The following is a 23703-nucleotide window of genomic DNA, read 5'->3' as shown; positions in this document are numbered from 1 at the left end:
CGGAGGAGCGATGATGCAAATCACCAACGGAGAGCACAAGGCGCGCCCGGAGGGGCTGGCGGAGCGCATTTATCTGCAGCTCAAGGCCGACATCTTCGAGTTTCGCCTGCTGCCGGGCGATCGCTTCAGCGAAAGCGACGTGGCGCAGCGCATGGCGGCCAGCCGCACGCCGGTGCGTCAGGCGCTGTTTCGGCTGGAGCGCGAAGGCTATGTCGAGGTGCTGTTTCGCAGCGGCTGGCAGGTGCGGCCGTTCGATTTCGCCTACTTCGAGGAGCTGTACGACCTGCGCATCGTGCTGGAACAAGAGGCGGTGAAACGGCTGTGCGAACGCCCGGCCGGGAAAACGCCGGACGCGCTGGCGGCGCTGAGCCGTTTTTGGACCGAAGCGCCGCGTCTGGCGGACGGCAAGGCGGTGTCGCAGCACGATGAGCAGTTTCATCAGGCGTTGGTGGCCGCGGCGGGCAACGGCGAAATGGCGCGCATTCACCGTGAGCTGACCGAAAAGATCCGCATCATTCGCCGGCTGGATTTCACCCAGCAGGCGCGGGTGGACGCCACCTACCGTGAGCACGCCGCCATTTTGCAGGCGATCCTGCGGCGGCAAAGCGGGGCGGCGCAAACGCTGCTTAGCGAGCATATCGCCGTCAGCAAGGCAGAGGTACGAAAAATAACGCTGCACATGTTGCACCAGGCGCGGGCTCAGCAGCCTGCGCGTTCGGCGTAACGATTTTGATTTCACACACATCAGGAGTTTGAACTATGCAACGTCGTCGTTTTATCAAAGCTTTTGCGCTGTCCGCCGCCGCTGTCGGCCTGGGCCTGGCCTGGAGCGCGCAGGCCGCCGACACCATCAAGGTCGGCATTCTGAGTTCGCTCTCCGGCACCATGGCGATTTCCGAGACGCCGCTGAAGGATGTGGCGCTGATGACCATCGACGAGATCAACGCCAAAGGTGGGGTGCTCGGCAAAAAGCTGGAGCCGGTGGTGGTGGATCCGGCCTCCAACTGGCCGCTGTTCGCCGAAAAGGCGCGCCAGCTGCTGAGCCAGGACAAGGTGGCGGCGGTGTTTGGCTGCTGGACTTCGGTGTCGCGCAAGTCGGTGCTGCCGGTGTTTGAGGAGCTGAACGGACTGTTGTTCTATCCGGTGCAATACGAAGGCGAAGAGATGTCGCCGAACGTGTTCTACACCGGCGCGGCGCCGAACCAGCAGGCGATCCCGGCGGTGGAATACCTGCTGAGCGAGGACGGTGGCGGCGCTAAGCGCTTCTTCCTGTTGGGCACCGATTACGTCTATCCGCGCACCACCAACAAGATCCTGCGCGCCTTCCTGCACAGCAAAGGCGTGCAGGACAAGGATATCGAAGAAGTCTATACGCCGTTCGGCTATAGCGATTACCAGACCATCGTCGCCAACATCAAGAAGTTCGCCGCCGGCGGCAACACCGCGGTGATCTCCACCATCAACGGCGATTCCAACGTGCCGTTCTACAAAGAACTCGCCAACCAGGGCGTCAAGGCCACCGACGTGCCGGTGATCGCCTTCTCGGTCGGCGAGGAAGAGCTGCGCGGCATCGACACCAAGCCGCTGGTGGGCAATCTGGCGGCCTGGAACTACTTCGAATCGCTGGATAACCCGACCAACAAACAGTTTGTCAGTCAGTGGAAGGCCTACGCCAAGGCGCATAATCTGCCGAATTACGCCACTGCGGTCACCAACGATCCCATGGAGGCCACCTACGTCGGCCTCCACATGTGGGCGCAGGCGGTGGAAAAGGCCGGCACCACTGACGTCGATAAGGTGCGCGCGGCGATGGCCGGGCAAACCTTCGCCGCGCCGTCGGGCTTCACGCTGACCATGGACAAGACCAATCACCACCTGCACAAGCCGGTGATGATCGGCGAGATCGAGGGCAACGGCCAGTTCAACGTAGTGTGGCAGACCGAGGCGCCGGTGCGCGCGCAGCCGTGGAGTCCGTATATCGCCGGCAACGACAAAAAACCGGATTACCCGGTGAAAGGCGGCAAGTAACGTCACTCAGCGCCGGCGCGGCTCGACGCGCGCCGGCCCAACAGAAGAGGCAGCTGATGCAATCTCCGTTTTTATCCTCTCTGCGCGCCGGGCTGTGGCTATTGTGCGCCTGGCCCCTGCTGGCGCAGGCCGGGCCGGCCGATGAGTTCGCGGCGGCCACTCGCGCGCAGCAGGCCAAACTGCTGCAGGCGTGGGCGGCCGAGCCGGATCCTGCGCGTCTGCCGTTGCTGCAGGGGCTGCAGCAGGAAACCGTGGCGATCGACGAGGCGAAACGCGCCTTTATCCGCCAGGGTGACCGCTATCTGCCGCTTGAAGGTGAGGCGGCCCCGGTTGGCGAGCCGAAGAAGGTGTGGCTGAACAACCGGCTGCGCATTCTAATCGCCAACGCGTTGTCGGCGCAGCGGTTGGTCAGTGCGGACGCGGCGGTGCGGCTGCAGGCGGCGACCGCGCTGCAGCGCGAGGCGCAGGGCGAGCAGTTGCCGCTGTTGACCCGGCGGCTGGCGCAGGAGAAAGACCCGCAGGTACGCGACGCGCTGAGCATTGCGCTGGCGAACCTGCAATTGACCGACGCCAGCCCGCAGGTGCGCTTCAATGCGGTGCGGCTGCTGGGGGAATCGGGCGAGCCGGAAACCCGCGCGCGGCTGCAAGCCTTGATCGACGCGGCCAATGAGCCGGACGCCGCGGTGCGCGCCGAGGCGCAGCGCAGCCTGCAGCGCGTGCAGCACCGCCTGATGATCGGCGATCTGCTCGGCCAGGCGTTCAGCGGCCTGTCACTCGGCTCGATCTTGCTGCTGGCGGCGCTTGGCCTGGCGATCACCTACGGCCTGCTCGGCGTCATCAATATGGCGCACGGAGAAATGCTGATGCTCGGCGCCTATTCCGCCTATCTGGTGCAGGGGCTGTTTCAACAGTTTGCGCCGCAGTGGCTGGCGCTATATCCGCTGGCGGCGCTGCCGGTGGCGTTCGCCATCACCGCCGGGATCGGCATGACGCTTGAGCGTACGGTGATCCGCCACCTGTACGGCCGGCCGCTGGAAACCCTGCTGGCCACCTGGGGCATCAGCCTGGTGCTGATCCAACTGGTGCGGGTGCTGTTCGGCGCGCAGAACGTCGAGGTCGCCAACCCGGCGTGGCTGTCGGGTGGCGTGCAGCTGTTGCCGAATCTGGTGTTGCCGTGGAACCGCATCGCGGTGATCGCGTTCGTGCTGCTGGTGCTGGCGTTGACCTGGCTGTTGCTGAACAAGACCCGGCTCGGCATGAACGTGCGCGCGGTGACGCAAAACCGCGCGATGGCCGCCTGCTGCGGCGTGCCCACCGGCCGGGTGGACATGCTGGCCTTCGGGCTGGGATCCGGCATCGCCGGGCTCGGCGGGGTGGCGCTGTCGCAGTTGGGCAACGTCGGGCCGGAGCTGGGGCAAGGTTACATTATCGACTCGTTCCTGGTGGTGGTGCTCGGCGGCGTCGGCCAGCTGGCGGGGACGGTGGCGGCGGCCTTTGGCCTCGGCATCGTCAATAAGATCCTCGAGCCGCAGATCGGCGCCGTGCTGGGCAAGATCCTGATCCTGGTGCTGATCGTTCTGTTTATTCAAAAGCGTCCGCAGGGGCTGTTCGCCCTCAAGGGCAGGGTGATTGACTGATGAGCCAACCATTGACCGTAACCGGCGTGCAGAAAGCGCCCCGGCTGGCGTTGAGCATCGGCGCGCTGGCGTTGCTGGCGCTGTTGGTGATGCCGTTCTTGACGCTGTTGCCGGCGGATCATCCGCTGGCGGTGTCCACCTATACCCTGACGCTGGCGGGCAAGATCCTGTGCTACGCGGTGGTGGCGGTGGCGCTCGATCTGGTGTGGGGCTATGCCGGGCTGCTGTCGCTCGGCCACGGGCTATTCTTCGCGCTTGGCGGCTACGCCATGGGCATGTACCTGATGCGGCAGGCGGCGGGCGACGGGCTGCCGGCATTTATGGCGTTCCTCTCCTGGAATGAGCTGCCGTGGTTCTGGAGCGGCACCCAGCATTTCGCCTGGGCGCTGTGCCTGATCGTGCTGGTGCCGGGCCTGCTGGCCTTCCTGTTCGGCTACTTCGCCTTTCGCTCGAAAATCAAAGGGGTGTACTTCTCGATCATGACCCAGGCGCTGACCTATGCCGGCATGCTGCTGTTCTTTCGCAACGAGACCGGTTTCGGCGGCAATAACGGCTTTACCGGTTTCACCACGCTGCTCGGCTTTCCCATCACCGCCGCCGGCACGCGGGTGGCGCTGTTCCTGGCGACGGTGCTGCTGCTGGCCGCCAGCCTGGCCATCGGCTTTGCGCTGGCGCGCAGCAAATTCGGCCGGGTGCTGACCGCGGTGCGCGATGCGGAAAACCGCCTGACCTTCTGCGGCTACGATCCGAAAGGCTTCAAGCTGTTCGTCTGGACGCTGTCGGCGGTGCTGTGCGGGCTGGCCGGCGCGCTCTATGTGCCGCAGGTCGGCATCATCAACCCCGGCGAAATGTCGCCGACCAACTCGATCGAGGCCGCCATTTGGGTCGCCCTCGGCGGGCGCGGCACGCTGGTGGGGCCGCTGCTCGGCGCCGGCATCGTCAACGGCGCCAAGAGCTGGTTCACCATGGCCATTCCCGAATACTGGCAGTTTTTCCTCGGCCTGATGTTTATTGTCGTCACGCTGTTTCTCCCGAAAGGAGTGATTGGCCTGCTGCGCCGGAGGAAAAACTCATGAAGGCGATGCAAGTGACCGACGAACTGTTTACCCATCCGCTGCCGGCGGACAAATACCGGCAGCAAACCGATCCGGTGCTGCAGCTCGACAATGTCAACGTCAGCTTCGACGGTTTTCGTGCGCTGACCGATCTGTCGCTGCGCATTGGCGTCGGCGAACTGCGCTGCGTGATCGGCCCCAACGGCGCCGGCAAGACCACGCTGATGGATGTGATCACCGGCAAAACCCGGCCGGACAGCGGCAGGGTGTTTTACGACCAGACCGTCGATCTGACCCGGCTGGCGCCGATGCAGATCGCCCATGCCGGCATCGGCCGCAAGTTTCAAAAACCGACGGTGTTCGAGGCGCTGACGGTGTTCGAAAATCTGGAGATCGCCCAGAAAACCCGCAAGTCGGTATGGGCCTGCCTGCGCGCCCGTTTAAGCAGCGAACAGCGCGACCGCATCGACGAGATGCTGAAGACCCTGCGGCTGGGGCATGAGCGCCACCGGCCCGCCGGGCTGCTGTCCCACGGGCAGAAACAGTTTCTCGAGATCGGCATGCTGCTGGTGCAGGAACCGCATCTGCTGCTGCTCGACGAGCCGGCGGCCGGCATGACCGACGCTGAAACCGACTACACCGCCGAACTGTTCCGCGAGCTGGCGGGCAAGCATTCGCTGATGGTGGTGGAGCACGACATGGGGTTTGTGGAAACCATCGCCGATCGCGTGACGGTGCTGCATCAGGGGCAGGTGCTGGCGGAAGGATCGCTGGCGCAGGTGCAGGCCGATGAACGGGTGATTGAGGTATATCTGGGGCGCTGAGGAGGCGTAATCATGCTGCAGGTAGAAGAATTGAATCAGTATTACGGCGGCAGCCACATTTTGCGCGGCCTGTCGTTCGAGGCGCGCATCGGCGAAGTGACCTGCCTGCTGGGGCGCAACGGCGTGGGCAAGACCACGCTGCTGAAATGCCTGATGGGGCTGATCCCGGCACGCAGCGGCAGCGTTTGTTGGCGGGGCGAAACCATTACCGGCAAAAAGCCGCATCAGCGGGTGCAGGCGGGCATCGCCTATGTGCCGCAGGGGCGGGAGATTTTTCCGCGCCTGACGGTGGAGGAAAATCTGCTGATGGGGCTGGCGCGTTTTTCCGGCGCCGACGCGCGCGCGGTGCCGGATCCGATCTATGACCTGTTTCCGGTGCTGCGGCAAATGAAGGATCGGCGCGGCGGCGATCTTTCCGGCGGGCAGCAACAGCAGCTGGCGATCGGCCGGGCGCTGGCCTGCCGACCGCAGCTGTTGATCCTCGACGAACCGACGGAAGGGATCCAACCTTCGGTGATCAAGGAGATCGGCGCGGTGATCAAACAGCTGGCGGCGCGGGGCGATATGGCAATCCTGCTGGTGGAGCAGTTCTATGATTTTGCCGCCGATCTGGCGGACAGCTATCTGGTGATGTCGCGCGGCAGCATCGTGCAGCGCGGCGCCGGCAGCGCTATGGAACAGGACGGCGTCCGCGCGCTGGTGGCGATTTAACGTTGGGTCAGCTGAAAAAGGATTGGCTGAGTGGATCGCGGGAATGATGCAGCACTCTGATGATATTCACCTCCCGCTTGTGCTGTCGAAAATAAATCAGGTGGTCGGTGACGGGCAATACCCATAGGCCGGGGCCGATTGCATCGATGTTTTTGCCGAGTTGGTGGTGGCCAAGGTTATCGAAAGCCTGATGCAGGCGGCGCAGATAATCTTCCGCCACCTGCAAGCCAAAGTGCGCCAACTCGTAAAAATAGATCTCTTCCATATCGTCCAACGCTTTTGGACGAACGGTTACTCTCCTGCGCATCCTTTTGCTTTGCTCCGTATTCTTTCCATGAACACATCACGATCCCATTCGACGGCTTCGCCGCTGTTCTCTCCTTCGGCGATCAAGCGCCTAAGCTCTTCCAGTTTTGAGGCGGCGGTACGTTCGCGCAAAGTGCGCACGGATTCGCGGATGACTTCGCTGGGCGTGCGGTAATCGCCGCTGGCCACCAGGTCTTCGACGAAGCTACGCAGTTCGTCACCCAGATCTACCGTTAGTGTTCTGCCCATTGTTCCTCCTCACTTTCGGCTATGCTGCGTCATTGTAAGATTAGTTCTTACATTGTGCACGTCAAACTATCAGGATCTCAATAGCGGTCCCGTCATGAGGACGGGAGCCACCCGTTTATTCATTAAGGATAACCATGAACGAAATCACTGTGTCACGCCTCGGTTGTATCGTCCTGTCCCTGTTTCCGGCCCTGTGGGGGCTGTTTAGCCTGTTGAACAATACGGCGGATTTCGCCGGCACCGCGCGCAATGCGGTGGGGCCGCTGCTCGCCATGCAGGATACTTATCAAACGCCGGGGCTGATGTGGCGCGCGATCAGCGCCGACTGGGCCTGCATGTTGGGGTTGGCGGTCATCACCGCGCTGGAAACGCTGGCCGGCCTATTCGCGGCGGCGGGCGTGGCGCTGATGATCGGGCGATTGAAAGGCCCTTACGCCGCCTTCGCCAAGGGCAAAGCCTGGGCGATGCTGGGGGCGCTTTGCGCGATAACGGTGTGGGGCGTCGGCTTTATGGTGGTCGCCGGCGACTGGTTTATGGCCTGGCAGGCCAAAGAGAACCCGCTGGCGGTGCAGCTGGGGGCGCTGATCTACCTGGTGCCCAATGCGTTTGCCTTGCTGTTTCTGATGCTGCAGCGGGAGCCGCGCTAACGACGGCGAGTGGGGCGCGGTTACAGCGCCTTGCTCATATACCAGATGCCTATCGAGCCCTGGGCGCTGGTGTAGCAGGTCTCGCCACACATGCTCAATCCTTGACGCTGATAAAAACGTTGGGCGCGGGTGTTGCGTTGCAGCACTTCCAGCCACAGCGTTTTTTGCCGACGGTCGATAGCCCGCTGCTGCACCTGTTCGAACAGGCGCTGGCCATAGCCGTTGCCGGCATGGCCCGGCAGGAAATAGATTTTCTGCAGCTCTGCGCCGATTTGTTCGGTTGGTGCCAGCAGGCTGTCGAAGTTCACCCGCGCATAGCCGACGAGGGCGTCATCCTCATGGGCCAACAGCCAGCATACGTCGGGATCGCGCAGCGTCCGTTCCAGCGCGGAGACGGAAAAATCCTCCGCCAGAAAGGCCTCCAGCTCGTGCGGGTAGCGCCACAGCTCACCGAAGTGGGCGCGATAGGTGCGGATGCCGATATCGCGCACCTGGGTTAAATCTTCTACCAATGCCTGACGGACGGTGAACATCTGTGCCCCTTTGAGTAAGAAGAATTACAGCCGTTGTTCCAGATGCCGGTGGGGCACCATCGCCTGATGCAGAATGGCGAGAACGGTGATGCCGGCAGGGCGGCTGCGGTAGTAGATCCTATGGCTGGCGTAAGGAAAACTGCGTATCGCTTCGCCCAGATCGTGGAAGTGAGCTTTACCCGCTTCCGGCATATCTGCCAAATGATGCATGACCTCTCTCAACTGCTCAAGATAGCGGCGAGATTGCGCTTGGCCCCAGTGTTCGATGGTGAAATGACGAATAGCCAGCAGATCTTGTTGGGCCTGCGGGGTGAGGCGAAACGCGGGCATCTCAGTCTGTTTCATCGGTGAGCATACGGTTGAAGAAGGCATCGCCGTCTACCGCCTTACCGGCGTCTTCCTCGGCGGTGGCCTGCGCGATTTTTTGCTGCAGTGCGCGTAATTTGAGATCTTCCAGCGCCTGGTAATCTTCTACCGACATGACGACGGCGACCGGTTTGCCGTTGCGATTGATTTGCACCGGTTCACGCTGCGCCTTGAGCAGCAAATCGCCGAATTGGGTTTTGGCCTCGTTCGCGCTGAGTGCGTACATTTAATCGCTCCAGTTAATTAAATCGTTCGATTTAATCATTATACGGCGCGATGAAAAAATCACCAATGTTATTCCGGCGGGCAGGTTTCGTTGGACAGATGCCGCGGCGTTTCACGGCGAAAACCCAGGCCGATGATGCGGCCGAACAGGCGCGGCAGCCAGCGGCTGTTGCCGACGCGGGCGATCAGGCGCGAACCGCCAGCGGCGCGGCGCTGACCCGGCTTGCGCTGGCTCATTTTGATCTGCAAAAACTGGATGGCGCGAGTGGGGAATTCGCGCCGGCGCTGCACGCTCAGCAGATGCTTCAGCTGCAGCCGATGCTGGCGCAGCGGCGGGATCAGGGCGTTGGCGGCGGCCACCGCGTCCTGAATCGCCAGGTTGACGCCCACGCCGCCGATCGGCGACATGGCGTGCGCGGCGTCGCCGATGCACAGCACCCCCGGTTTGGCCCAGCGATCCAGACGATCGATGCGAATGCTCAGCAGTTTTACCTGATCCCACTCGACGATCTCCTGCAGGCGATCGTCCTGGAACGGCGCCACCTCGGCGAGGTGCAGCAAAAATTTCTCCAGCCCGCTGCGGCGGATCGCATCGAAGCTGCCTTTGTCGATCGAGTAACCGCACTGCCAGTAGTCGCCGCGATCGATCATGATGAAGTTCTGTTTCGGCCCGGTATGGCCCATCGACCAGGCCGGATCGCCCGGCTGCTTGCTGAGCTTCATCCACAATACGTCGCGCGGCGCGCCGAAGGAGCGGCTGCTGAGCGCCGCCTGTTCGCGCACCACCGAGTTGCGGCCGTCGGTGCCGATCACCAACTGGCTGCGCACGCGGATCGGGCCTTCCGGCGTGTCGGCCAGCACGCCGCACACCTGGCCGCGGTCGTACAGCAGCTGGTGAACCTGCGTTGAGGTCAGCAGCCTGAAGTTGGGGAAGCCGGCGGCCTGCTGGGCCAAAAAGTTGAGGAACTCCCACTGCGGCATAAAGGCGATAAATTTGCAGCGCGTCGGCAGGCGGGTGAAATCCGCTAGCTTGATGTCGCGCCCGGCGACTTCGGCATGCAGAGATTCCGCGCGCTGATGCGGCAGCGTCAGCAGTTCGTCGAGCAGGCCCAGTTGATGCATGACTTCCAGCGTCGACGGGTGAATGGTGTCACCGCGAAAATCGCGCAGGAAATCGGCGTGCTTCTCCAGCACCGTCACGTCGATCCCCGCCCGCGCCAGCAGATAGCCGAGCATCAGCCCGGCGGGGCCGCCTCCCACGATGCAGCAGGTGGTGGCGTAAGGTGTGATTGGTGATGACGACATGACGGTTGACCCCGGAGACCGGCCCGCATCCCGCGAGCCGCAAATGAATATGCAATATTGATAATGATTATCAATATCACATTGAGCTGTCAACCCGCGGCGCAGTGTGGTCAAAGGGAGCGGACAGAGGGGCGGAACCGGCGGGCAGGGTAGAACGGTATTGCATCGCGAGTATAAGGATTCTCCGGAAAGACATTGACCCTGAGCGCGTGACACGCCATCTTTATCAGTAAAATCGGTATTATTTTGATTGATGGTTCAGAAAATCAGGATGGTCAGCATGGGGCGAATAACGTTCGATCTCGAGGATTTGCGCAGCTTCGTCACCGGCGTCGAGCTGGGCAGCTTCGCCAAGGCGGCTGAACGGCTGGGGCGTTCGACGTCGGCGGTCAGCGCCCACCTGAAAAAACTGGAACAGCAGGTTGGCGCGCCGATCCTGCGCAAGGCCGGGCGCGGCATGGTGATGACCGAGACGGGGGAAACTCTGCTTGGCTACGCGCGCCGCCTGCTGGAGCTTAATGACGAAGCCGCCGCCGCGGTGCGCGGGCTGGATCTGCAGGGCACGGTGCGGCTGGGGCTGCAGGAGGATTTCGGCGAGACGTTTCTGCCGCAGGTGTTGGGCAGCTTCGCGCGCGCCAATCCGAAGGTGAGGATCGAGGCGCGCATCGCGCGTAATGCCGAGTTGATCGACTGGGTGCTGAAAGGCCAGCTGGATCTGTCGCTGGCGTGGGATGGCGGTCTGAGCACGCCGTTTCATCAGGCGCTGGGGCAGCGGCAGTTGCACTGGATCGCGTCGCCCGGCTTCGCGCTGGCGCCCTGGCGAGAAGGGGATGAGCCGCTGCCGTTGGTGATGTTCGACGCGCCCTGTCTGATGCGCAGCGCGGCGACGCAGGCGCTGGATCGCGCCGGCATACCCTGGCGCATCGCCTTTAGCAGCCGCAGCCTGAACGGCGTGTGGGCGGCGGTGAGCGCCGGGTTGGGCGTTACGGTGCGCACGGCGGCGGGCTTGCCGCCCGGCCTGTCGCCGCTGGCCCCCGATCTGCTGCCCGCTCTCGGCCAACTCGGCGTGGTGCTGCACCGCGCCGAGGATCAGCCTTCGGCCGCCGTGCAGCGGCTGGCGCAGATCGTGGTCGAGCGGATCGAAACTTAATCTTGGGCGATAGGCTGCTTGCCGCTCAGCTGGCCCCATTCGCTCCAGGCGCCGTCATACAACTTGACCTGCGGCGCGCCGAGCGACAGCAGGCCAAACGCCAGCACCGCCGCCGTCACGCCGGAGCCGCAGCTGGTGATGATTGGGCCGTTGATGTCCACCCCCTTGTCGCTGAAGGTTTGGCGCAGCGCTTCCAACGATTTGAAGCGGCCGTTTTCCAGCAGCTCGCCGTACGGAATGTTGATGCTGCCGGGAATATGGCCGCGGTGCAGGCCGGGGCGCGGCTCTGGCGCTTCGGCATAAAAGCGCGGCGCGGCGCGCGCGTCGAGAATTTGCACCGGCGTGCCTAACGCTTGCTCCACTTGCCGCATATCCACCACCGCGTCGGCGTTGAACCGGGCGTTAAACGTCTGCGGGGCAGGCTGCGCCGGGCCGGTTTCCAGCGCTTGCCCCAGCGCGGTCCAGCCGTTCAGCCCTTCATCCAGCACATAAACGCGCTCGGCGCCGAAATTGCGGAAAGTCCACCAGCCGCGCGGTGCGGAGAACTGGTTGCCCTCATCGTAAATCACCAGGGTATCGCGCTCGCTGATGCCCAATTGGCCCGCCGCCGCGGCGAATTCCGCCGCCGTCGGCAACATGTGCGGCAGCGCGGTGTTTTTGTCCGCCACGTCGTCGATGTCAAAATAGACCGCGCCGGGGATATGGCCGCGTTCGAACTCGGCAAGCATGTCTTTTTTCGGCGTCAGCCCGACCGGCGACATCCGCACGTCGAGAACGACCAGATTTTCATCGTTGATATGTTGCGCAAGCCATTGGGGAGTCACCAGAAACGGAGAGTTCATCGTCATTGTTCGCCTGTTGTGAAAACGGATTTTCACTATACACCAGGCCGCGCGGGGATGAAGTATGATGTTCAGTCAAAGGCGATGGGCCGGGAGCGGAGAAATCATGACGGACGAGGCGTTTGGCGGGGCCAAGATCGCGCTGCTGTGCGACGGTCTCTTGCTGGTTTACCAACGGGACGACAAGCCGGGCATTCCGTGGCCCGGTCAGTGGGATCTGCCCGGCGGCGGGCGGGAAAACGGCGAAACGCCGCTGCAGTGCGTGCAGCGGGAAACGCGGGAAGAGTTCGGCGTGGCGATCGCCGAACGTCAGGTTGTCTGGCGGCGGCGCTACGCCGGCATTTTGCCCGGCTATCCGCCGACCTGGTTCATGGCCGGGATGATCACTCCGGCGCAGATCGCCGCCATACGTTTCGGCGACGAGGGGCAGCGTTGGCGGATGATGCCGGTGGAGCAGTTTATTCACCATCCGCAGGGTATCGAACACCTGCGCCGCCGGGTGGCGGAGTATTTGCGGCAGGGCGGTTAACTCCGTTGTTCAGGATGCCGCCAGCCGGTTGATCTGCGCCGGTTCGATGATGCGCAGCGCGCTTTCCCGTCGCGCCACCGCCAGCATCGCCCGCCCGATTCGTTCGGTGCTGCTTACCCGGGCGGGAAACAGCCGCAATGCGCCGAGCCACAGCGGCTTGAACAGCCGATAGGCCAGATCGTAGAGGCGGGTTTTGGAGCGAATGCCGTGCAGCGGCACAATGGCGCCGGGACGGAACATCACCGCGTGGAACGGCAGCGCCAGCAGCGCGTTTTCGGTGGCGCCATTGACCCTGGCCCACATGCTGCGGCCGCGTTCGCTGCTGTCGGTGCCGAGGCCGGAGACGTAGACGAAGACCATCGACGGATTCAGCGTCGCCAACGGGCGGGCGGCGGCCAGCGTCAGATCGTAAGTCACCGCGCGATATTCAGCTTCACTCAGGCCGGAGGACGAAATCCCCAGGCAGAAGAAGCAGGCGTCGTAGCCGGCGAGCTGCGGCTCCAGCGCCGACAGATCACGCAGATCGGGCACAGAAAGCTGGCGCAGTTTGGCGTGGCTCTGGGCCAACGGGCTTCGGCCGATGCTGAGCACTTCGCTGACGCGCGGATCGTGCAGGCATTCCCGCAGCGCGCCCTGGCCCACCATGCCGCTGGCGCCGAAAATAATCACTTTCATGCTCTGTTCTCCCACTGGCCGGCGGCGCGCTGCGTGCGCCAGCGGCTGGGCGTCAGCGTTTCCCACTGAATAAAGGCGCGGCTGAACGAATTCAGCTCTTCGAATCCCAGCACAAAGGCGATTTCGCCCGGTTCAAGGTCGGTTTCCGCCAACAGCCGGCAGGCGGTGCGGTGGCGGGTTTTGTCCAGCAATTGCTGGTAGCTGTAGCCGTGCTGTTGCAAGCGGCGCTGCAGCGTGCGCGGGCTGAGATAGAGTTCAGCGGCCACGCTGCTGACGCTGGGGCGCTGGCCGCGCATGCTGCGGCTGAGGATCGCCATCACCTGCGTGGGCAGATCGTGCGCCGACTGAGATTTGGCCAGCTCCGCCTCCAGCCCCGGCAGCAATACGGCCAGCATGTCCTGATTGTAAGTGATGAACGGTTGGTCTATCAGCGCGCGGTCAAACACCAGCACGTCCTGCGGGGCGCGGAATTTCACCGGGCAGCCGAAATAGTGCGCCAGCGGCGAGGCGGCGTCCGGCCGCCGGGTCAATTCGATCGCCTGCGGCTGCAGGGGCAAGCCGGTGCCGCGCCGACACAGGGCCGTGATGGCGGCGAACATGGCGTCGATCAGCAGCGCCGGCGCAGGGGCTTCGCTCATGGTCCAGCGCGTATGCAAGCGGATGCTGTCGCCGTCTTCTTCCAGCATCAGCTCTTCCGGGCAAACCAGCCGTTTATAGCGCGCCACTTTTTGCAACGCTTCGCCCAGCGTGGCGGAATGCAACGCGGCGACCAACGCAATGTCATAGTGTTCCGGCGGGACCTCGCCGCCCAGGCGCAGGCCGAAGGCGGGATCGTCAGTCAGCTGTGGCAGACTGCGCCAAAGAGAGAAGAATTGTTGCGTGGTGAGTTTAATCTTGTCGCGCCGCGCGCCGAACAGGCTGGCAGGTAGCCCGGCCAGGTGGCCGAGCTGCTCGATATCGACGCCCTGCGCCGCCAGGTGTACCGCCAGCGCGCCGGAAACCGGGATTTGATCGCTGCTCAATGCGGGCTCCTTAGGGTTTTCCCGTCACGACTGCCGCGATGGCGGCGTGATCCGGCGAGCTGTCGTCGTGGTCGGTGCTGAGACTGAGGGCGCGAAACGCGGCGTCCTCCGCCTGGCGTTCTGCCAACACCTGCGCCGCCATATGCACCGCGTCGCTGCCGAGCAGCAGGCGTAGCGGAGGGGCTTCCAGCGCCGCCAACTGCAGGATCGCCTGCGCCGCCTTGGCCGGATCGCCGGTTTGGCTGCCGTTATGCTGCTGCAGGAAGGCCAGCATCGGCCCCAGCGTCGGCTGATAGGCTTCGCCGATCGGCGCAATGGTCATTGAAGAACCGGCCCAGTCGGTGCGGAAGCCGCCGGGTTCGACCATCGTCACCTTGACGCCGAAGGGGGCCATCTCTTTGGCCAATGATTCGGAGAACCCTTCGACCGCCCACTTGGCGGTATGGTAGGCGCTGAGGCCGGCAATGCCGAGGCGAGCGCCGATGGTGGCGATCTGGATGATATGGCCGCTGCCCTGCCGGCGTAATATCGGCAGCGCCGCGCGGGTGACGTTGAACACGCCGAAGAAGTTGGTTTCGAGCTGCGCGCGAAAATCGGCTTCATCGGCTTCCTCCACCGGCGCGATATTGCCGTAGCCGGCGTTGTTGACCAGCACGTCCAGCCGACCAAAGCGTTCAATCGCCGTGCGCACCGCGCGTTCGGCGGCGGCGGCGTCGGTGACGTCGAGCGCGATCGTGGCGACCCGATCGCCGTAGCGTTCCACCAGCGGCTGCAGCTGTTGCGGCTGACGGGCGGTGGCGACCAGACGGTGCCCGGCGGCCAACACCGCCTGCGCCAGCTGTTGGCCCAGGCCGCGGGAACTGCCGGTGATTAACCATACCTGTGACTGAGACATCATGACCTTCCTGATTGCGAGTGGGTGTGATGCCACTTTAGAGCGACGGGCAGCGCAGCGATAATCCGATCGCGTCAAGATTTAATCCGATTGCGCCAAACTGTCGGCCGGCATCAGCCGCTGGATGGTGGCGCCGACCCGCTGTACCGCCTGCTCGATCTCCGGCGTCAGCGCCGGCGCATAGTTGATGCGCAGACAGTTGCGGTATTTGCCGGCGGCGGAAAAGATGCTGCCGACGGCGATCTGCACGCCCTGCTGCTCGAGATGACGGTTGAGGCGCAGGGTGTCGAACGCTTCATCCAGCTCTATCCACAGCATAAAACCGCCGCGCGGCCGGCTGACGCGGGTGCCTGCCGGGAAGTATTTCAGGATCAGATCGGTCATGCGGTCGCGGTTTTGCTGGTAGCGGGCGCGCATGCGCCGCAGGTGCTTCAGATAGTGCCCGCCGCGAATGAATTCGGCGATCGCCAGCTGCGGCTGGGTGGCGGTGGCGCCGGAGCCGATGAACTTCATGTGCAGCACCCGCTCCAGATAGCGGCCGGGCGCGATCCAGCCCACGCGCAGCCCCGGCGCCAGCGTTTTAGAAAACGAGCTGCACAGCAGCACGCGGCCATCTTCGTCGAACGATTTGATGGTGCGAGGCCGCGGGTAGTGGTAGGCGATGTCGCCGTAAACATCGTCTTCGATGATCGCCGCATCATGGCGCTGCGCCAGCGTCAGCAGCCGCTGTTTATGGGCGTCGGGCATGATGTAGCCCAGCGGGTTGTTGCAGTTGGGCGTCAGCAGGACGGCCTTGACCGGCCACTGTTCCAGCGCCATCTCCAGCGCCGCCAGGCTCACGCCGGTCAGCGGATCGGTGGGGATTTCCAGCGCTTTGATGCCCAATCCCTTCAGCGTTTGCATGGTGCCGTGGAAGCAGGGGGAATCGACCGCCACGATATCGCCGGGTTGGCAAACGGCGCGCAGCCCGGCGGAGATCGCTTCCTGACAGCCGGTGGTGATCAGCAACTGATCGGCGCCGATTTGGCAGCCGGAATCCAGCAGCAGGCGCGCGACCTGTTCGCGCAGCGCCGCCACGCCCTGAATGCTGTCGTAATACAGGCTGCGCAAATCGCCGTGGCGGGCGGCGTTTCTCAAGGCGACGATCAGCGGTTTCATCGTCGGCTCGGCGATGTTTGGCATGCCGCGCCCCAGTTGGATCAGGCCCTCGCGCGGCCGGCTGCGCACCAGTTCCAGCACCTGTTCCCATTGCGAAATGTCCACCGGCCGCTGCACCGGCGCCGTCATGGCGGGCAGCTCGGCCTGCGTGCGCTGCGCATGCACGAAGTAGCCCGATTTCGGCCGCGCTTCCACCAGGCGCTGTTCTTCCAGCAGGCGGTAGGCTTGTTGCACCGTGCTGATGCTGACGCCGTGTTCCAGGCTCAGCGCACGCACCGAAGGCAAGCGGTCGCCGGCCGGATACAGTCCTTGCTGGATGCGCTGGCTAAGAATGGCGGCCAGGGCGGCATAGCGTGTCATACAGATGCCTCTCGTTGAGTTGAATGCCGTAAAAACCGGTACAGATGCCTCAAAAGTAAACCATTCAGCGCATTTTGGTATGCAGCTGTATGAAAAAAATAGCGCTAACGTGCATCTGTATTGTTTTTTGCCCGGCGCGCATCATCACAACAAGGCGAAAACATCAGGGGGAATAATAAGATGGCTCTGTTTGATGGCATGACGACGTGGCGACGGATAGGCTGGTCACGCTGGCGTTGGTATTTGTTGCGTCGCAGAACGCGCAGAGAATTACTGCTGCTGAACGACAGGCAACTGGCGGATATCGGCCTGACGCGAGCGGATGCGCGCCGCGAAGGGGATAAGCCTTTCTGGAGAGGGTGAGGAAAGCGAATGCTGAAATTATTGGGTAAGGCTTCATCGATCAACGTGCGCAAGGTGTTGTGGACCTGCCATGAGCTGGCGCTGCCGCTGGAACGGGAGGACTGGGGCAGCGGCTTTCGCTCCACGCAGGTACCCGAGTTTTTGGCGCTCAATCCCAACGGCCTGGTGCCGGTGCTGATCGACGGCGCGCGGGTGCTGTGGGAGTCGAACACCATTTGCCGCTATCTGGCGGGGCGGGAAGGGCGGCAAGATCTGCTGCCGCAGGCGCCCGGCGCGCGGGCGGCGGTAGAGATGTGGATGGACTGGCAGGCCACCGATCTGAACGGCGCCTGGCGCTATGTATTCATGTCGCGGGTGCGCGGGCATGCGGATTATCAGGATGCCGCCAGCCTGGCCGCCGCCGAGCGAGAATGGAACCGGCTGATGGGCTTGTTGGACGCACATCTGGCGCAGCGCGGCCCTTACGCCGCCGGCGCTGCCTTCACGCTGGCGGACGTGGTGCTGGGGTTGTCGCTGAACCGTTGGTTGATGACGCCGTTCGAGCGGCCGCATTATGCGGCGCTGGCGGACTATCAGCAGCGCCTGCTGCAACGTCCCGGCTACGTGCGGCACGGCGCCAACGGTTTACCGTGATATGAAATAAATGGTTCATTTTATCTCGTCCGGATACGACCCGCCGTGTCCGGGATTTCTTCGTTGCATCATCCCGTCAAGGTTTCATGAACGACATCACGAATCCGAACTTTCTTTTTCCGTGCGCTTGTTATTGAAATTTATATTCCATATAAACCCGTTATCAACCGGGGCGTTTCATTGAGTGGCGCCTGGTTCTACGCAGGATTTCGGTCACGGGAGAGAATGATGAAACAGGTACGCGTTGGGTTAATCGGCACCGGCTATATCGGGCGTTGTCACGCTATCGCCTATGCGCAGGCCGCCACGGTATTCCCCCTCAAGGGGGAACTGGTGCTGGAGATGCTGGCGGAGGTGACGCCCGAGCTAGCGGCGCAGCGCGCCGCCGAATTCGGTTTTGCGCGCTCGACCGGCGACTGGCGGCAGCTGGTGGCCGATCCGGCGATCGACGTGGTGGACATCTGCGCCCCCAATTTCTTGCACAAAGAGATGGCGCTGGCGGCGATCCGCCACGGCAAGCACGTGTATTCGGAAAAGCCGCTGGCGCTGGATGCCGCCGACGCGGCGGAGATGGTGCAGGCCGCACGCGCCAAGGGGGTGAAAACGCTGGTCGGTTTTAACTACATGAAAAACCCCACCAGCCAACTGGCGCGTGAAATTATCGCCAACGGCGAAATCGGCGAGGTGGTGCATTTTTACGGCACCCACAATGAGGATTATCTGGCCGATCCGCGCACGCCGATCGACTGGCACTGCCGCCGCGCCAGCGCCGGGTTAGGCGCGCTCGGGGATCTGGCGGCACACATCGTCAATATGGCGCACTACCTGGTGGGAGATATCGTGGCGGTTTCCGGCGATATGCAGACCGTGATCAAACAGCGGCCGGATCCGCAAGACCCGACGCGCCTGCACCCGGTGGAAAACGAAGATCAGGCCAGTGCGCTGCTGCGTTTCGCCGGCGGGGCGATGGGCACTATCGAAACGTCACGCATCGCCTGCGGGCGCAAGATGGGGTTGACCTATGTGGTTACCGGTACCAAAGGCACGCTGAGTTATACCCAGGAGCGGATGGCGGAGCTGAAGCTATATCGGCACGATGAACCGGCGGAGCGGCAGGGGTTCAAGACGCTACTGGTGGGGCCGAAGCACCCGGACTACGCGGCGTTTTGCATCAGCGCCGGGCACGGCATCGGTTTTAACGATCAGAAGACGGTGGAGATCCGCGATCTGGTCAACGGCATCGCCGCAGGCGACCGCATGTGGCCGGACTTTGAAGAGGGCTGGAAGGTGTCGTGCGTGCTGGATGCGATAGCCGCCTCCGCCGAACAGCGGCGCTGGCTGGAGATCAACCGCGATTGAAAAGGAAATGGCGCTCTCCGCGGACAGCGCCATTAATTTATTATGTTGCTAGCTTAATACCTTATTAAGTTAATTTTATAATAAGTCATTGGCTTGATAACTTAGAACGAGAAGCACGAACAGCCGAACGCGCCCCAGAAGGCATTCTCGTCCGACACCGGGATGCTGGAGCGGCGCGCGATGTCATGCTGGTGCGCATGCACGCCGCACGGGCCGCAGCATTGGTGCGCCTGGCTCACTACCCCGACGCGGGTCGCCGCCGACGGCGGCGCGGAGCGGTAATGGCCCGGCACCTGGGTGACCGGCGACCACTCTGGCAACACCGGCAGCGGCGGCGGCGCCAGCGGTGAGAAGCTGCCGGCGGCGTAGACCACTTTGCCGTCCACCACCGTCATCACCGACTCGATGCCTTTGATCTGCTCTTCCGGCACGCTGAAGTAGTCCTGCGACAGCACCGCCAAATCCGCCAGTTGGCCGACCTTGATCTGGCCTTTCTTGCCCTGCTCGGTGGAGAACCAGGCGCTGCCCTGGGTCCACAGCATCAGCGCCGTTTCGCGATCCAGCCGGGCGCTGTCGTCGTACATCGCCATGCCGCCGACGGTGCGGCCGGAGACCAGCCAGTACAGCGCCGTCCACGGGTTGTAGCTGGCGACGCGGGTGGCGTCGGTGCCCAGCCCGACCGGCAGCTCGGCCGCCAGCATTTTCGCCACCGGCGGCGTATGTTTGGTGGCTTCGATGCCGTAGCGGTCGGCGAAATATTCCCCCTGGAACGCCATGCGGTGCTGCACCGCAATGCCGCCGCCCAGCGCCTTGACCCGCTCGATATTGCGTTCGGTAATGGTCTCGGCGTGATCGAACAGCCAGTGCAGGCCGTTGAACGGAATATCGCGGTTCACCTTCTCGAACACGTCCAGCATGCGGCTGATGGATTCGTCATAGGTGGCGTGCAGGCGGAACGGCCAGCGGTGCTCGACCAGATGACGCACCACCCGCTCCAGCTCGTCTTCGGTGCCCGGCGGCAGATCCGGGCGCGGCTGCAGGAAGTCTTCGAAGTCGGCGGCGGAAAACACCAGCATCTCGCCGGCGCCGTTGTGGCGATAGAAGTCGGTGCCCTGGCCCGGTTTGAGCATGTCGGTCCACAGCTCGAAGTCTTCCAGCTCCTGTTTAGGCCGCTGGGTGAACAGGTTATAGGCGATGCGGATGGTCAGCTGCTTTTTCTCGTGCAGCTCGGCGATCACCTGATAATCCTCCGGGTAGTTCTGGAAGCCGCCGCCGGCGTCGATGGCGCTGGTGAGGCCGAGACGGTTCAGCTCACGCATGAACTGGCGGGTGGAGTTGACCTGCTGCTCCAGCGGCAGCTTCGGCCCTTTCGCCAGCGTGGCGTACAGGATCATGGCGTTGGGTTTGGCGATCAGCATGCCGGTCGGATTGCCGTTGGCGTCGCGTTGGATCTCGCCGCCCGGCGGGTTCGGCGTGTCTTTGGTGTAGCCGACCACCTTCAGCGCCGCGCGGTTGAGCAGCGCGCGATCGTATAAATGCAGAATAAATACCGGCGTGTCCGGCGCCGCCTGGTTGATTTCGTCCAGCGTCGGCATGCGGCGTTCGGCGAACTGGAATTCGGTCCAGCCGCCGACCACCCGCACCCATTGCGGGCTCGGGGTGCGCAGCGCCTGTTCTTTCAACATGCGCAGCGCGTCGGCCAGCGAGGGCACGCCTTCCCAGCGCAGCTCCAGGTTATAGTTCAGGCCGCCGCGGATCAGGTGCAGGTGCGAGTCGTTCAGGCCAGGAATGGCGGTGTGGCCGTGCAGATCGATCACCTGGGTTTCCGGCCCGGCGTGCTGCATGACTTCGCTTTCGCTGCCGACCGCCAGAAACTTGCCGTCGCGGATGGCGACCGCCTGTGCGGTAGGATTTTGGCGATCGACGGTGTGAAACTTGCCGTTGGTGATGATCAATGAAGCGTGGTGGTTCATAACATTCTCCCGGTGAACCGCCTAGCGGCGGATCAGCCATTGATGAAAAACGCGAGTCACGATGGGCATCCACAGGTACACCACCAGGGCGACCACAGTGGCGTCATTGAGAAAATGGCCGAGCAGCGTGCCGTTCAACTGCGGCAGCGCCAGCCCCCAAAACCAGGGCACCAGATTGGTGGAAGGGAAGATCACCAGCAGGGTGATGATGAACTGCTTCCACTGGGGCGGTTGGCGCACGCCAGGGTTGGGCGGGGTGAACCAGAACTCCGCGCCGGGGCGGATCTCGATATGGTCGTTCTCCAGCAACAGCGGAGTGACTTCTTCGATGTATTGCTTGCGCAGCGGCGAGTTGAGCCAGCGGTAGAGATTATCGACATTGTCGAAGCGGACCAGCACCGTATAGGCCTGTTCGCTGTCGGATGGGCGGATGACGTTGACGCCCAGATGGCCGGTGAAGCCCGCGGCGTCCGGCATGATGCGGTTCAGCCAGGCCTCATAGGCCTGCTCGTTCCCCTGCGCCAAACGGTGGGTGATCACCAGCGTGACATGCTGCGGATGGGCCATAAAACCGACTCCTGAAAATACCCCGGCGCGGGGCCGGGGCAGGGGGAATTATTTCACCGTGCGGGCCGGTGCGTGGTGCACCATGGTGTAAGCGTAGTCGACACCCATGCCGTACGCGCCGCTGTGTTCGCGCACCAGCGCCATCACCGCGTCGTAAGTGTCTTTGCGCGCCCAGTCGCGTTGGTACTCCAGCAGCACCTGCTGCCAGGTCACCGGTACGGCGCCGACCTGCACCATGCGATCGATCGCGCGCTCGTGCGCATCGACGGAGGTGCCACCGGAGGTGTCGGTCACCACATACACTTCATAGCCGGCTTCCAGCGCCATCAGCGCCGGGAAGGTCAGGCACACTTCGGTCCACAGCGCGGAGATCACCAGCTTTTTGCGGCCGGTGGCTTCCACGGCTTTGACGAAGGCCGCGTCTTCCCAGGAGTTCATCGAGGTGCGTTCAATCGGGGTGATTTCAGGGTGTACCGCCAGCAGCTCCGGCCAGATATAGCCGCTGAAGCTTTCGGTTTCGACCGAGGTGAAAAGGGTAGGAACGTTGAAAATCTTGCCTGCCTTCGCCAAACCAACAACGTTGTTTTTCAGTTGCTGACGATCAATATTAGCCACGCCGAAGGCCATTTGCGGTTGATGATCGATAAAAATCAGTGCGGAGTTGTCTTTATCAAGCAGTTGAAACTTGGACATAATTTACCTTCCCAGTGATATTTCGGTTGAACATCTGATGAGTGTAACGCCGATAAAACCCATGGTAGGCAGAGGGCGATTTCAAAGATACCGCAGAATTTTTGCCGACTTGTTGAGTTTTTTTATACACGGGAGAAAACATGAGATTAAACCTGGAAGCGCTGCTGATTTTGGATGCGCTGGACCGGCACGGATCTTTCGCCGCCGCGGCCGCCGCACTGTTTAAAACCCCTTCGGCACTAAGTTATATGGTGCAAAAGCTCGAGAACGATCTCGACATCACCCTGCTCGATCGCTCCGGCCATCGGGCGAAGTTCACCGATACCGGCAAGCTGATGCTGGAAAAAGGGCGGGTGCTGCTGCGCGCGGCGCAGGATCTGGAACAGCAGGCGCGGTATGTCGAAAACGGCTGGGAAAGCGAGATCACGCTCGGGATTGACGCCTCTTTCCCGTTTGCCCGCCTGTTGCCGCTGATAGAAGAGTTCTACCGGCAGCATCACCATACCCGGCTGCGCTTCAGCCACGAGGTGCTGGCCGGCTCCTGGGAGTCGCTGGTTTACGGCTGTGCCGACATTATCATCGGCGCCATCTGCGAACCGCCGTCGCGGGTGGGTTATGCGTTCAGCCGCCTGGGGCAGCTGGACTACGTGTTCGCCGTCGCGCCGCAGCATCCGCTGGCGGCATTGCCGGAACCGTTGCCGAAGGATGAGATCCGTCAGCACCGGGCGGTGGTGGTGCGCGATACCTCGCGCGTCAACGCGCCGCAGAGCCTGAATCTGCTGGAAGAGCAAGACACGCTGACGGTCTTCGGCTTCGACGCCAAGCTGCAGGCGCAGCTGGCCGGGCTGGGCTGCGGCTATCTGCCGCGCGCCTTGGCGGAACCTTACCTGAACAGCGGCGAACTAGTAGCGAAACGCGTCGAATCGGAACGTTGCAGCGACATCGCCTACTTCGGCTGGCGGGAAAGCGCCAGCGGCCTGGCGGCCAAGTGGTGGCGCGAGCGGCTGCAGCGTTACGCGGATGACGGTGAGGCTTACCCAGCGGCGCAGTAAGGGCGCTCGATAAAGATTAATCCCCAATAAGGACATAGGGAATGAAAAAGACACTAAGCCTGTTGGCGCTGTTACTGTTGAACGGCTGCGGCGCGGGCGCCGGGCGTCAGGCCGGCACCCCCTTGCCGTCGCCGCAGGCCGAGGCGCCGGTAGCGGCGCCGCTCAGCTATCCGGTGCGGGTGCATAACGCGGTGAGCCGCGAGCTGCGTTTGCCGGAGCACGCGCGCGGCCAACGCTGCACCATCAGCATCCGTCTGCGGCCGGACGGGAAACTGGCGAGCAGCAAGATCGTAAGAGGCGATGCGCCCCTGTGCGCGGCGGCCAACGCGGCGGTGCAGCGCGCGCAGTTTCCGCCGATGGCCAGCGCCACTGAATACGCATTGTTCAACGCCGTGGTGCTCGATTTCGTTCCCTGAAGGGATATGACCGACGGGCCGTCTGCGCGGCCCGTTTTTTCTCGTTTCGCCGTTTGCGTATTCACGCTTTTCCGCCAATAGTGTTCTGCAGGCATGCACCCAGACAATTTTTCATTGGCCGGGCAACGGG

At 63.0% G+C, this 23703-nt stretch carries 28 protein-coding genes; 14 read left to right on the top strand and 14 right to left on the bottom strand.

Features of this window, described 5'->3' with window-relative positions:
• Positions 1-13: 13 nt before the first annotated feature.
• From IMX17_RS11485 to urtE, 6 genes are read left to right on the top strand one after another with little or no spacing between them, the layout of a single operon-like run.
• Complete coding sequence (locus IMX17_RS11485) at positions 14-724, top strand: GntR family transcriptional regulator (RefSeq protein ID WP_046897112.1); 711 nt, start codon at positions 14-16, stop codon at positions 722-724.
• Between the two features lie 35 nt (positions 725-759).
• Positions 760-2028 carry an urea ABC transporter substrate-binding protein gene (gene urtA, locus IMX17_RS11480; protein ID WP_025302020.1) on the top strand — a complete coding sequence of 423 codons (1269 nt, stop codon included), beginning with the start codon at positions 760-762 and terminating at the stop codon, positions 2026-2028.
• Positions 2029-2084: 56 nt separating this feature from the next.
• A complete protein-coding gene (gene urtB, locus IMX17_RS11475; RefSeq protein ID WP_182264907.1) occupies positions 2085-3665 on the top strand; it encodes an urea ABC transporter permease subunit UrtB in 1581 nt (526 codons plus the stop codon).
• Complete coding sequence (gene urtC / locus IMX17_RS11470; protein WP_046896883.1) at positions 3665-4741, top strand: urea ABC transporter permease subunit UrtC; 1077 nt, start codon at positions 3665-3667, stop codon at positions 4739-4741. Before urtB ends, urtC begins: the two co-directional genes overlap by 1 nt.
• The gene (gene urtD / locus IMX17_RS11465) at positions 4738-5544 is read left to right on the top strand and encodes an urea ABC transporter ATP-binding protein UrtD (RefSeq protein ID WP_015377102.1); all 807 of its coding nucleotides are present in this window, start codon (positions 4738-4740) and stop codon (positions 5542-5544) included. Before urtC ends, urtD begins: the two co-directional genes overlap by 4 nt.
• A gap of 12 nt (positions 5545-5556) precedes the next feature.
• Positions 5557-6255 carry an urea ABC transporter ATP-binding subunit UrtE gene (gene urtE / locus IMX17_RS11460; protein WP_182264906.1) on the top strand — a complete coding sequence of 233 codons (699 nt, stop codon included), beginning with the start codon at positions 5557-5559 and terminating at the stop codon, positions 6253-6255.
• 7 nt (positions 6256-6262) lie between these two features.
• On the opposite strand, the gene IMX17_RS11455 is transcribed toward urtE, so the two are convergent.
• Positions 6263-6562, bottom strand: coding sequence for a type II toxin-antitoxin system RelE/ParE family toxin (locus tag IMX17_RS11455; protein WP_182264905.1), 300 nt, complete (start codon positions 6560-6562; stop codon positions 6263-6265).
• Positions 6547-6810, bottom strand: a complete 264-nt coding sequence (locus tag IMX17_RS11450; protein WP_004939442.1) for a type II toxin-antitoxin system ParD family antitoxin — start codon at positions 6808-6810, stop codon at positions 6547-6549. Before IMX17_RS11450 ends, IMX17_RS11455 begins: the two co-directional genes overlap by 16 nt.
• Positions 6811-6944: 134 nt before the next feature.
• Here IMX17_RS11450 and IMX17_RS11445 point away from each other — a divergent pair, with 134 nt between their 5' ends.
• The gene (locus IMX17_RS11445; protein WP_046896886.1) at positions 6945-7457 is read left to right on the top strand and encodes a DUF2165 family protein; all 513 of its coding nucleotides are present in this window, start codon (positions 6945-6947) and stop codon (positions 7455-7457) included.
• A 20-nt stretch (positions 7458-7477) separates the two neighbouring features.
• Here the strand turns inward: IMX17_RS11445 and IMX17_RS11440 are convergent, their stop codons facing one another.
• The 4 genes from IMX17_RS11440 to IMX17_RS11425 form a co-directional block, all read right to left on the bottom strand.
• Positions 7478-7990, bottom strand: a complete 513-nt coding sequence (locus IMX17_RS11440) for a GNAT family N-acetyltransferase (RefSeq protein WP_046896887.1) — start codon at positions 7988-7990, stop codon at positions 7478-7480.
• A 24-nt stretch (positions 7991-8014) separates the two neighbouring features.
• On the bottom strand, positions 8015-8335 hold the full coding sequence (locus IMX17_RS11435) for a type II toxin-antitoxin system RelE/ParE family toxin (RefSeq protein WP_227414552.1): 321 nt from the start codon (positions 8333-8335) through the stop codon (positions 8015-8017).
• A complete protein-coding gene (locus IMX17_RS11430; RefSeq protein ID WP_046896889.1) occupies positions 8322-8582 on the bottom strand; it encodes a type II toxin-antitoxin system Phd/YefM family antitoxin in 261 nt (86 codons plus the stop codon). Before IMX17_RS11430 ends, IMX17_RS11435 begins: the two co-directional genes overlap by 14 nt.
• A gap of 68 nt (positions 8583-8650) precedes the next feature.
• Positions 8651-9886 carry an FAD-dependent oxidoreductase gene (locus IMX17_RS11425; protein ID WP_046896890.1) on the bottom strand — a complete coding sequence of 412 codons (1236 nt, stop codon included), beginning with the start codon at positions 9884-9886 and terminating at the stop codon, positions 8651-8653.
• A gap of 280 nt (positions 9887-10166) precedes the next feature.
• Here IMX17_RS11425 and IMX17_RS11420 point away from each other — a divergent pair, with 280 nt between their 5' ends.
• Positions 10167-11036, top strand: coding sequence for a LysR substrate-binding domain-containing protein (locus IMX17_RS11420; protein ID WP_033642340.1), 870 nt, complete (start codon positions 10167-10169; stop codon positions 11034-11036).
• Here the strand turns inward: IMX17_RS11420 and sseA are convergent.
• Complete coding sequence (sseA, locus tag IMX17_RS11415) at positions 11033-11878, bottom strand: 3-mercaptopyruvate sulfurtransferase (RefSeq protein WP_046897113.1); 846 nt, start codon at positions 11876-11878, stop codon at positions 11033-11035. The genes IMX17_RS11420 and sseA overlap by 4 nt on opposite strands.
• A gap of 106 nt (positions 11879-11984) precedes the next feature.
• Between sseA and IMX17_RS11410 the strand changes: the two genes are divergently transcribed.
• Complete coding sequence (locus IMX17_RS11410; RefSeq protein ID WP_193549786.1) at positions 11985-12407, top strand: NUDIX hydrolase; 423 nt, start codon at positions 11985-11987, stop codon at positions 12405-12407.
• 9 nt (positions 12408-12416) lie between these two features.
• On the opposite strand, the gene IMX17_RS11405 is transcribed toward IMX17_RS11410, so the two are convergent.
• The 4 genes from IMX17_RS11405 to IMX17_RS11390 all read right to left on the bottom strand — a co-directional run bounded on the left by IMX17_RS11405 (position 12417) and on the right by IMX17_RS11390 (position 16517).
• Positions 12417-13082: an epimerase gene (locus IMX17_RS11405; protein WP_193549785.1), complete on the bottom strand. Its 666-nt coding sequence runs from the start codon at positions 13080-13082 to the stop codon at positions 12417-12419.
• Positions 13079-14104 carry an AraC family transcriptional regulator gene (locus tag IMX17_RS11400; RefSeq protein WP_193549784.1) on the bottom strand — a complete coding sequence of 342 codons (1026 nt, stop codon included), beginning with the start codon at positions 14102-14104 and terminating at the stop codon, positions 13079-13081. Before IMX17_RS11400 ends, IMX17_RS11405 begins: the two co-directional genes overlap by 4 nt.
• A gap of 10 nt (positions 14105-14114) precedes the next feature.
• Positions 14115-15002: an oxidoreductase gene (locus IMX17_RS11395; protein ID WP_227414551.1), complete on the bottom strand. Its 888-nt coding sequence runs from the start codon at positions 15000-15002 to the stop codon at positions 14115-14117.
• A 78-nt stretch (positions 15003-15080) separates the two neighbouring features.
• Positions 15081-16517: a PLP-dependent aminotransferase family protein gene (locus tag IMX17_RS11390; protein ID WP_046896896.1), complete on the bottom strand. Its 1437-nt coding sequence runs from the start codon at positions 16515-16517 to the stop codon at positions 15081-15083.
• Positions 16518-16697: 180 nt separating this feature from the next.
• Between IMX17_RS11390 and IMX17_RS11385 the strand changes: the two genes are divergently transcribed.
• The 3 genes from IMX17_RS11385 (at position 16698) to IMX17_RS11375 (ending at position 18872) form a co-directional block, all read left to right on the top strand.
• On the top strand, positions 16698-16880 hold the full coding sequence (locus IMX17_RS11385) for a DUF1127 domain-containing protein (RefSeq protein WP_072056013.1): 183 nt from the start codon (positions 16698-16700) through the stop codon (positions 16878-16880).
• A gap of 9 nt (positions 16881-16889) precedes the next feature.
• Entirely contained in the window at positions 16890-17513 is a 624-nt protein-coding gene (locus tag IMX17_RS11380; protein ID WP_046896897.1) for a glutathione S-transferase family protein, read from the top strand.
• A gap of 228 nt (positions 17514-17741) precedes the next feature.
• Positions 17742-18872 (top strand): Gfo/Idh/MocA family protein, encoded by a 1131-nt coding sequence (locus IMX17_RS11375; protein WP_033640958.1) that lies wholly within the window; start codon positions 17742-17744, stop codon positions 18870-18872.
• Positions 18873-18973: 101 nt separating this feature from the next.
• On the opposite strand, the gene IMX17_RS11370 is transcribed toward IMX17_RS11375, so the two are convergent.
• From IMX17_RS11370 to IMX17_RS11360, 3 genes are read right to left on the bottom strand one after another with little or no spacing between them, the layout of a single operon-like run.
• Positions 18974-20845, bottom strand: coding sequence for an amidohydrolase (locus IMX17_RS11370; protein WP_046896898.1), 1872 nt, complete (start codon positions 20843-20845; stop codon positions 18974-18976).
• A gap of 21 nt (positions 20846-20866) precedes the next feature.
• Positions 20867-21412 carry an antibiotic biosynthesis monooxygenase gene (locus IMX17_RS11365; RefSeq protein WP_193549783.1) on the bottom strand — a complete coding sequence of 182 codons (546 nt, stop codon included), beginning with the start codon at positions 21410-21412 and terminating at the stop codon, positions 20867-20869.
• A gap of 48 nt (positions 21413-21460) precedes the next feature.
• On the bottom strand, positions 21461-22105 hold the full coding sequence (locus IMX17_RS11360; protein WP_193549782.1) for a hydrolase: 645 nt from the start codon (positions 22103-22105) through the stop codon (positions 21461-21463).
• 140 nt (positions 22106-22245) lie between these two features.
• On the opposite strand from IMX17_RS11360, the gene IMX17_RS11355 reads away from it, so the two are divergent.
• Both IMX17_RS11355 and IMX17_RS11350 read left to right on the top strand, forming a co-directional pair.
• Complete coding sequence (locus IMX17_RS11355) at positions 22246-23157, top strand: LysR substrate-binding domain-containing protein (protein WP_042783950.1); 912 nt, start codon at positions 22246-22248, stop codon at positions 23155-23157.
• Between the two features lie 41 nt (positions 23158-23198).
• The gene (locus IMX17_RS11350; protein WP_046896901.1) at positions 23199-23573 is read left to right on the top strand and encodes a cell envelope integrity TolA C-terminal domain-containing protein; all 375 of its coding nucleotides are present in this window, start codon (positions 23199-23201) and stop codon (positions 23571-23573) included.
• Positions 23574-23703 lie beyond the last annotated feature (130 nt).

Source organism: Serratia sp. X3, from assembly GCF_014982455.1.
In the GTDB taxonomy this organism is placed as follows: domain Bacteria; phylum Pseudomonadota; class Gammaproteobacteria; order Enterobacterales; family Enterobacteriaceae; genus Serratia; species Serratia ureilytica.
This window is presented reverse-complemented; position numbering and strand designations above follow the sequence as displayed.

Bases quoted from the DNA above. Each gene is read 5' to 3' on its own strand.
- IMX17_RS11410 (WP_193549786.1), top strand. From the start codon at position 11,985: ATGACGGACGAGGCGTTTGGCGGGGCCAAGATCGCGCTGCTGTGCGAC.
- urtC (WP_046896883.1), top strand. From the start codon at position 3,665: ATGAGCCAACCATTGACCGTAACCGGCGTGCAGAAAGCGCCCCGGCTG.
- IMX17_RS11375 (WP_033640958.1), top strand. From the start codon at position 17,742: ATGAAACAGGTACGCGTTGGGTTAATCGGCACCGGCTATATCGGGCGT.
- IMX17_RS11440 (WP_046896887.1), bottom strand. From the start codon at position 7,990: ATGTTCACCGTCCGTCAGGCATTGGTAGAAGATTTAACCCAGGTGCGC.
- IMX17_RS11405 (WP_193549785.1), bottom strand. From the start codon at position 13,082: ATGAAAGTGATTATTTTCGGCGCCAGCGGCATGGTGGGCCAGGGCGCG.
- IMX17_RS11360 (WP_193549782.1), bottom strand. From the start codon at position 22,105: ATGTCCAAGTTTCAACTGCTTGATAAAGACAACTCCGCACTGATTTTT.
- urtA (WP_025302020.1), top strand. From the start codon at position 760: ATGCAACGTCGTCGTTTTATCAAAGCTTTTGCGCTGTCCGCCGCCGCT.
- urtD (WP_015377102.1), top strand. From the start codon at position 4,738: ATGAAGGCGATGCAAGTGACCGACGAACTGTTTACCCATCCGCTGCCG.
- sseA (WP_046897113.1), bottom strand. From the start codon at position 11,878: ATGAACTCTCCGTTTCTGGTGACTCCCCAATGGCTTGCGCAACATATC.
- IMX17_RS11355 (WP_042783950.1), top strand. From the start codon at position 22,246: ATGAGATTAAACCTGGAAGCGCTGCTGATTTTGGATGCGCTGGACCGG.
- IMX17_RS11445 (WP_046896886.1), top strand. From the start codon at position 6,945: ATGAACGAAATCACTGTGTCACGCCTCGGTTGTATCGTCCTGTCCCTG.
- IMX17_RS11380 (WP_046896897.1), top strand. From the start codon at position 16,890: ATGCTGAAATTATTGGGTAAGGCTTCATCGATCAACGTGCGCAAGGTG.
- IMX17_RS11425 (WP_046896890.1), bottom strand. From the start codon at position 9,886: ATGTCGTCATCACCAATCACACCTTACGCCACCACCTGCTGCATCGTG.
- IMX17_RS11420 (WP_033642340.1), top strand. From the start codon at position 10,167: ATGGGGCGAATAACGTTCGATCTCGAGGATTTGCGCAGCTTCGTCACC.
- IMX17_RS11370 (WP_046896898.1), bottom strand. From the start codon at position 20,845: ATGAACCACCACGCTTCATTGATCATCACCAACGGCAAGTTTCACACC.
- IMX17_RS11350 (WP_046896901.1), top strand. From the start codon at position 23,199: ATGAAAAAGACACTAAGCCTGTTGGCGCTGTTACTGTTGAACGGCTGC.
- urtB (WP_182264907.1), top strand. From the start codon at position 2,085: ATGCAATCTCCGTTTTTATCCTCTCTGCGCGCCGGGCTGTGGCTATTG.
- IMX17_RS11395 (WP_227414551.1), bottom strand. From the start codon at position 15,002: ATGATGTCTCAGTCACAGGTATGGTTAATCACCGGCAGTTCCCGCGGC.
- IMX17_RS11430 (WP_046896889.1), bottom strand. From the start codon at position 8,582: ATGTACGCACTCAGCGCGAACGAGGCCAAAACCCAATTCGGCGATTTG.
- IMX17_RS11435 (WP_227414552.1), bottom strand. From the start codon at position 8,335: ATGAAACAGACTGAGATGCCCGCGTTTCGCCTCACCCCGCAGGCCCAA.
- urtE (WP_182264906.1), top strand. From the start codon at position 5,557: ATGCTGCAGGTAGAAGAATTGAATCAGTATTACGGCGGCAGCCACATT.
- IMX17_RS11365 (WP_193549783.1), bottom strand. From the start codon at position 21,412: ATGGCCCATCCGCAGCATGTCACGCTGGTGATCACCCACCGTTTGGCG.
- IMX17_RS11485 (WP_046897112.1), top strand. From the start codon at position 14: ATGCAAATCACCAACGGAGAGCACAAGGCGCGCCCGGAGGGGCTGGCG.
- IMX17_RS11390 (WP_046896896.1), bottom strand. From the start codon at position 16,517: ATGACACGCTATGCCGCCCTGGCCGCCATTCTTAGCCAGCGCATCCAG.
- IMX17_RS11455 (WP_182264905.1), bottom strand. From the start codon at position 6,562: ATGCGCAGGAGAGTAACCGTTCGTCCAAAAGCGTTGGACGATATGGAA.
- IMX17_RS11385 (WP_072056013.1), top strand. From the start codon at position 16,698: ATGGCTCTGTTTGATGGCATGACGACGTGGCGACGGATAGGCTGGTCA.
- IMX17_RS11450 (WP_004939442.1), bottom strand. From the start codon at position 6,810: ATGGGCAGAACACTAACGGTAGATCTGGGTGACGAACTGCGTAGCTTC.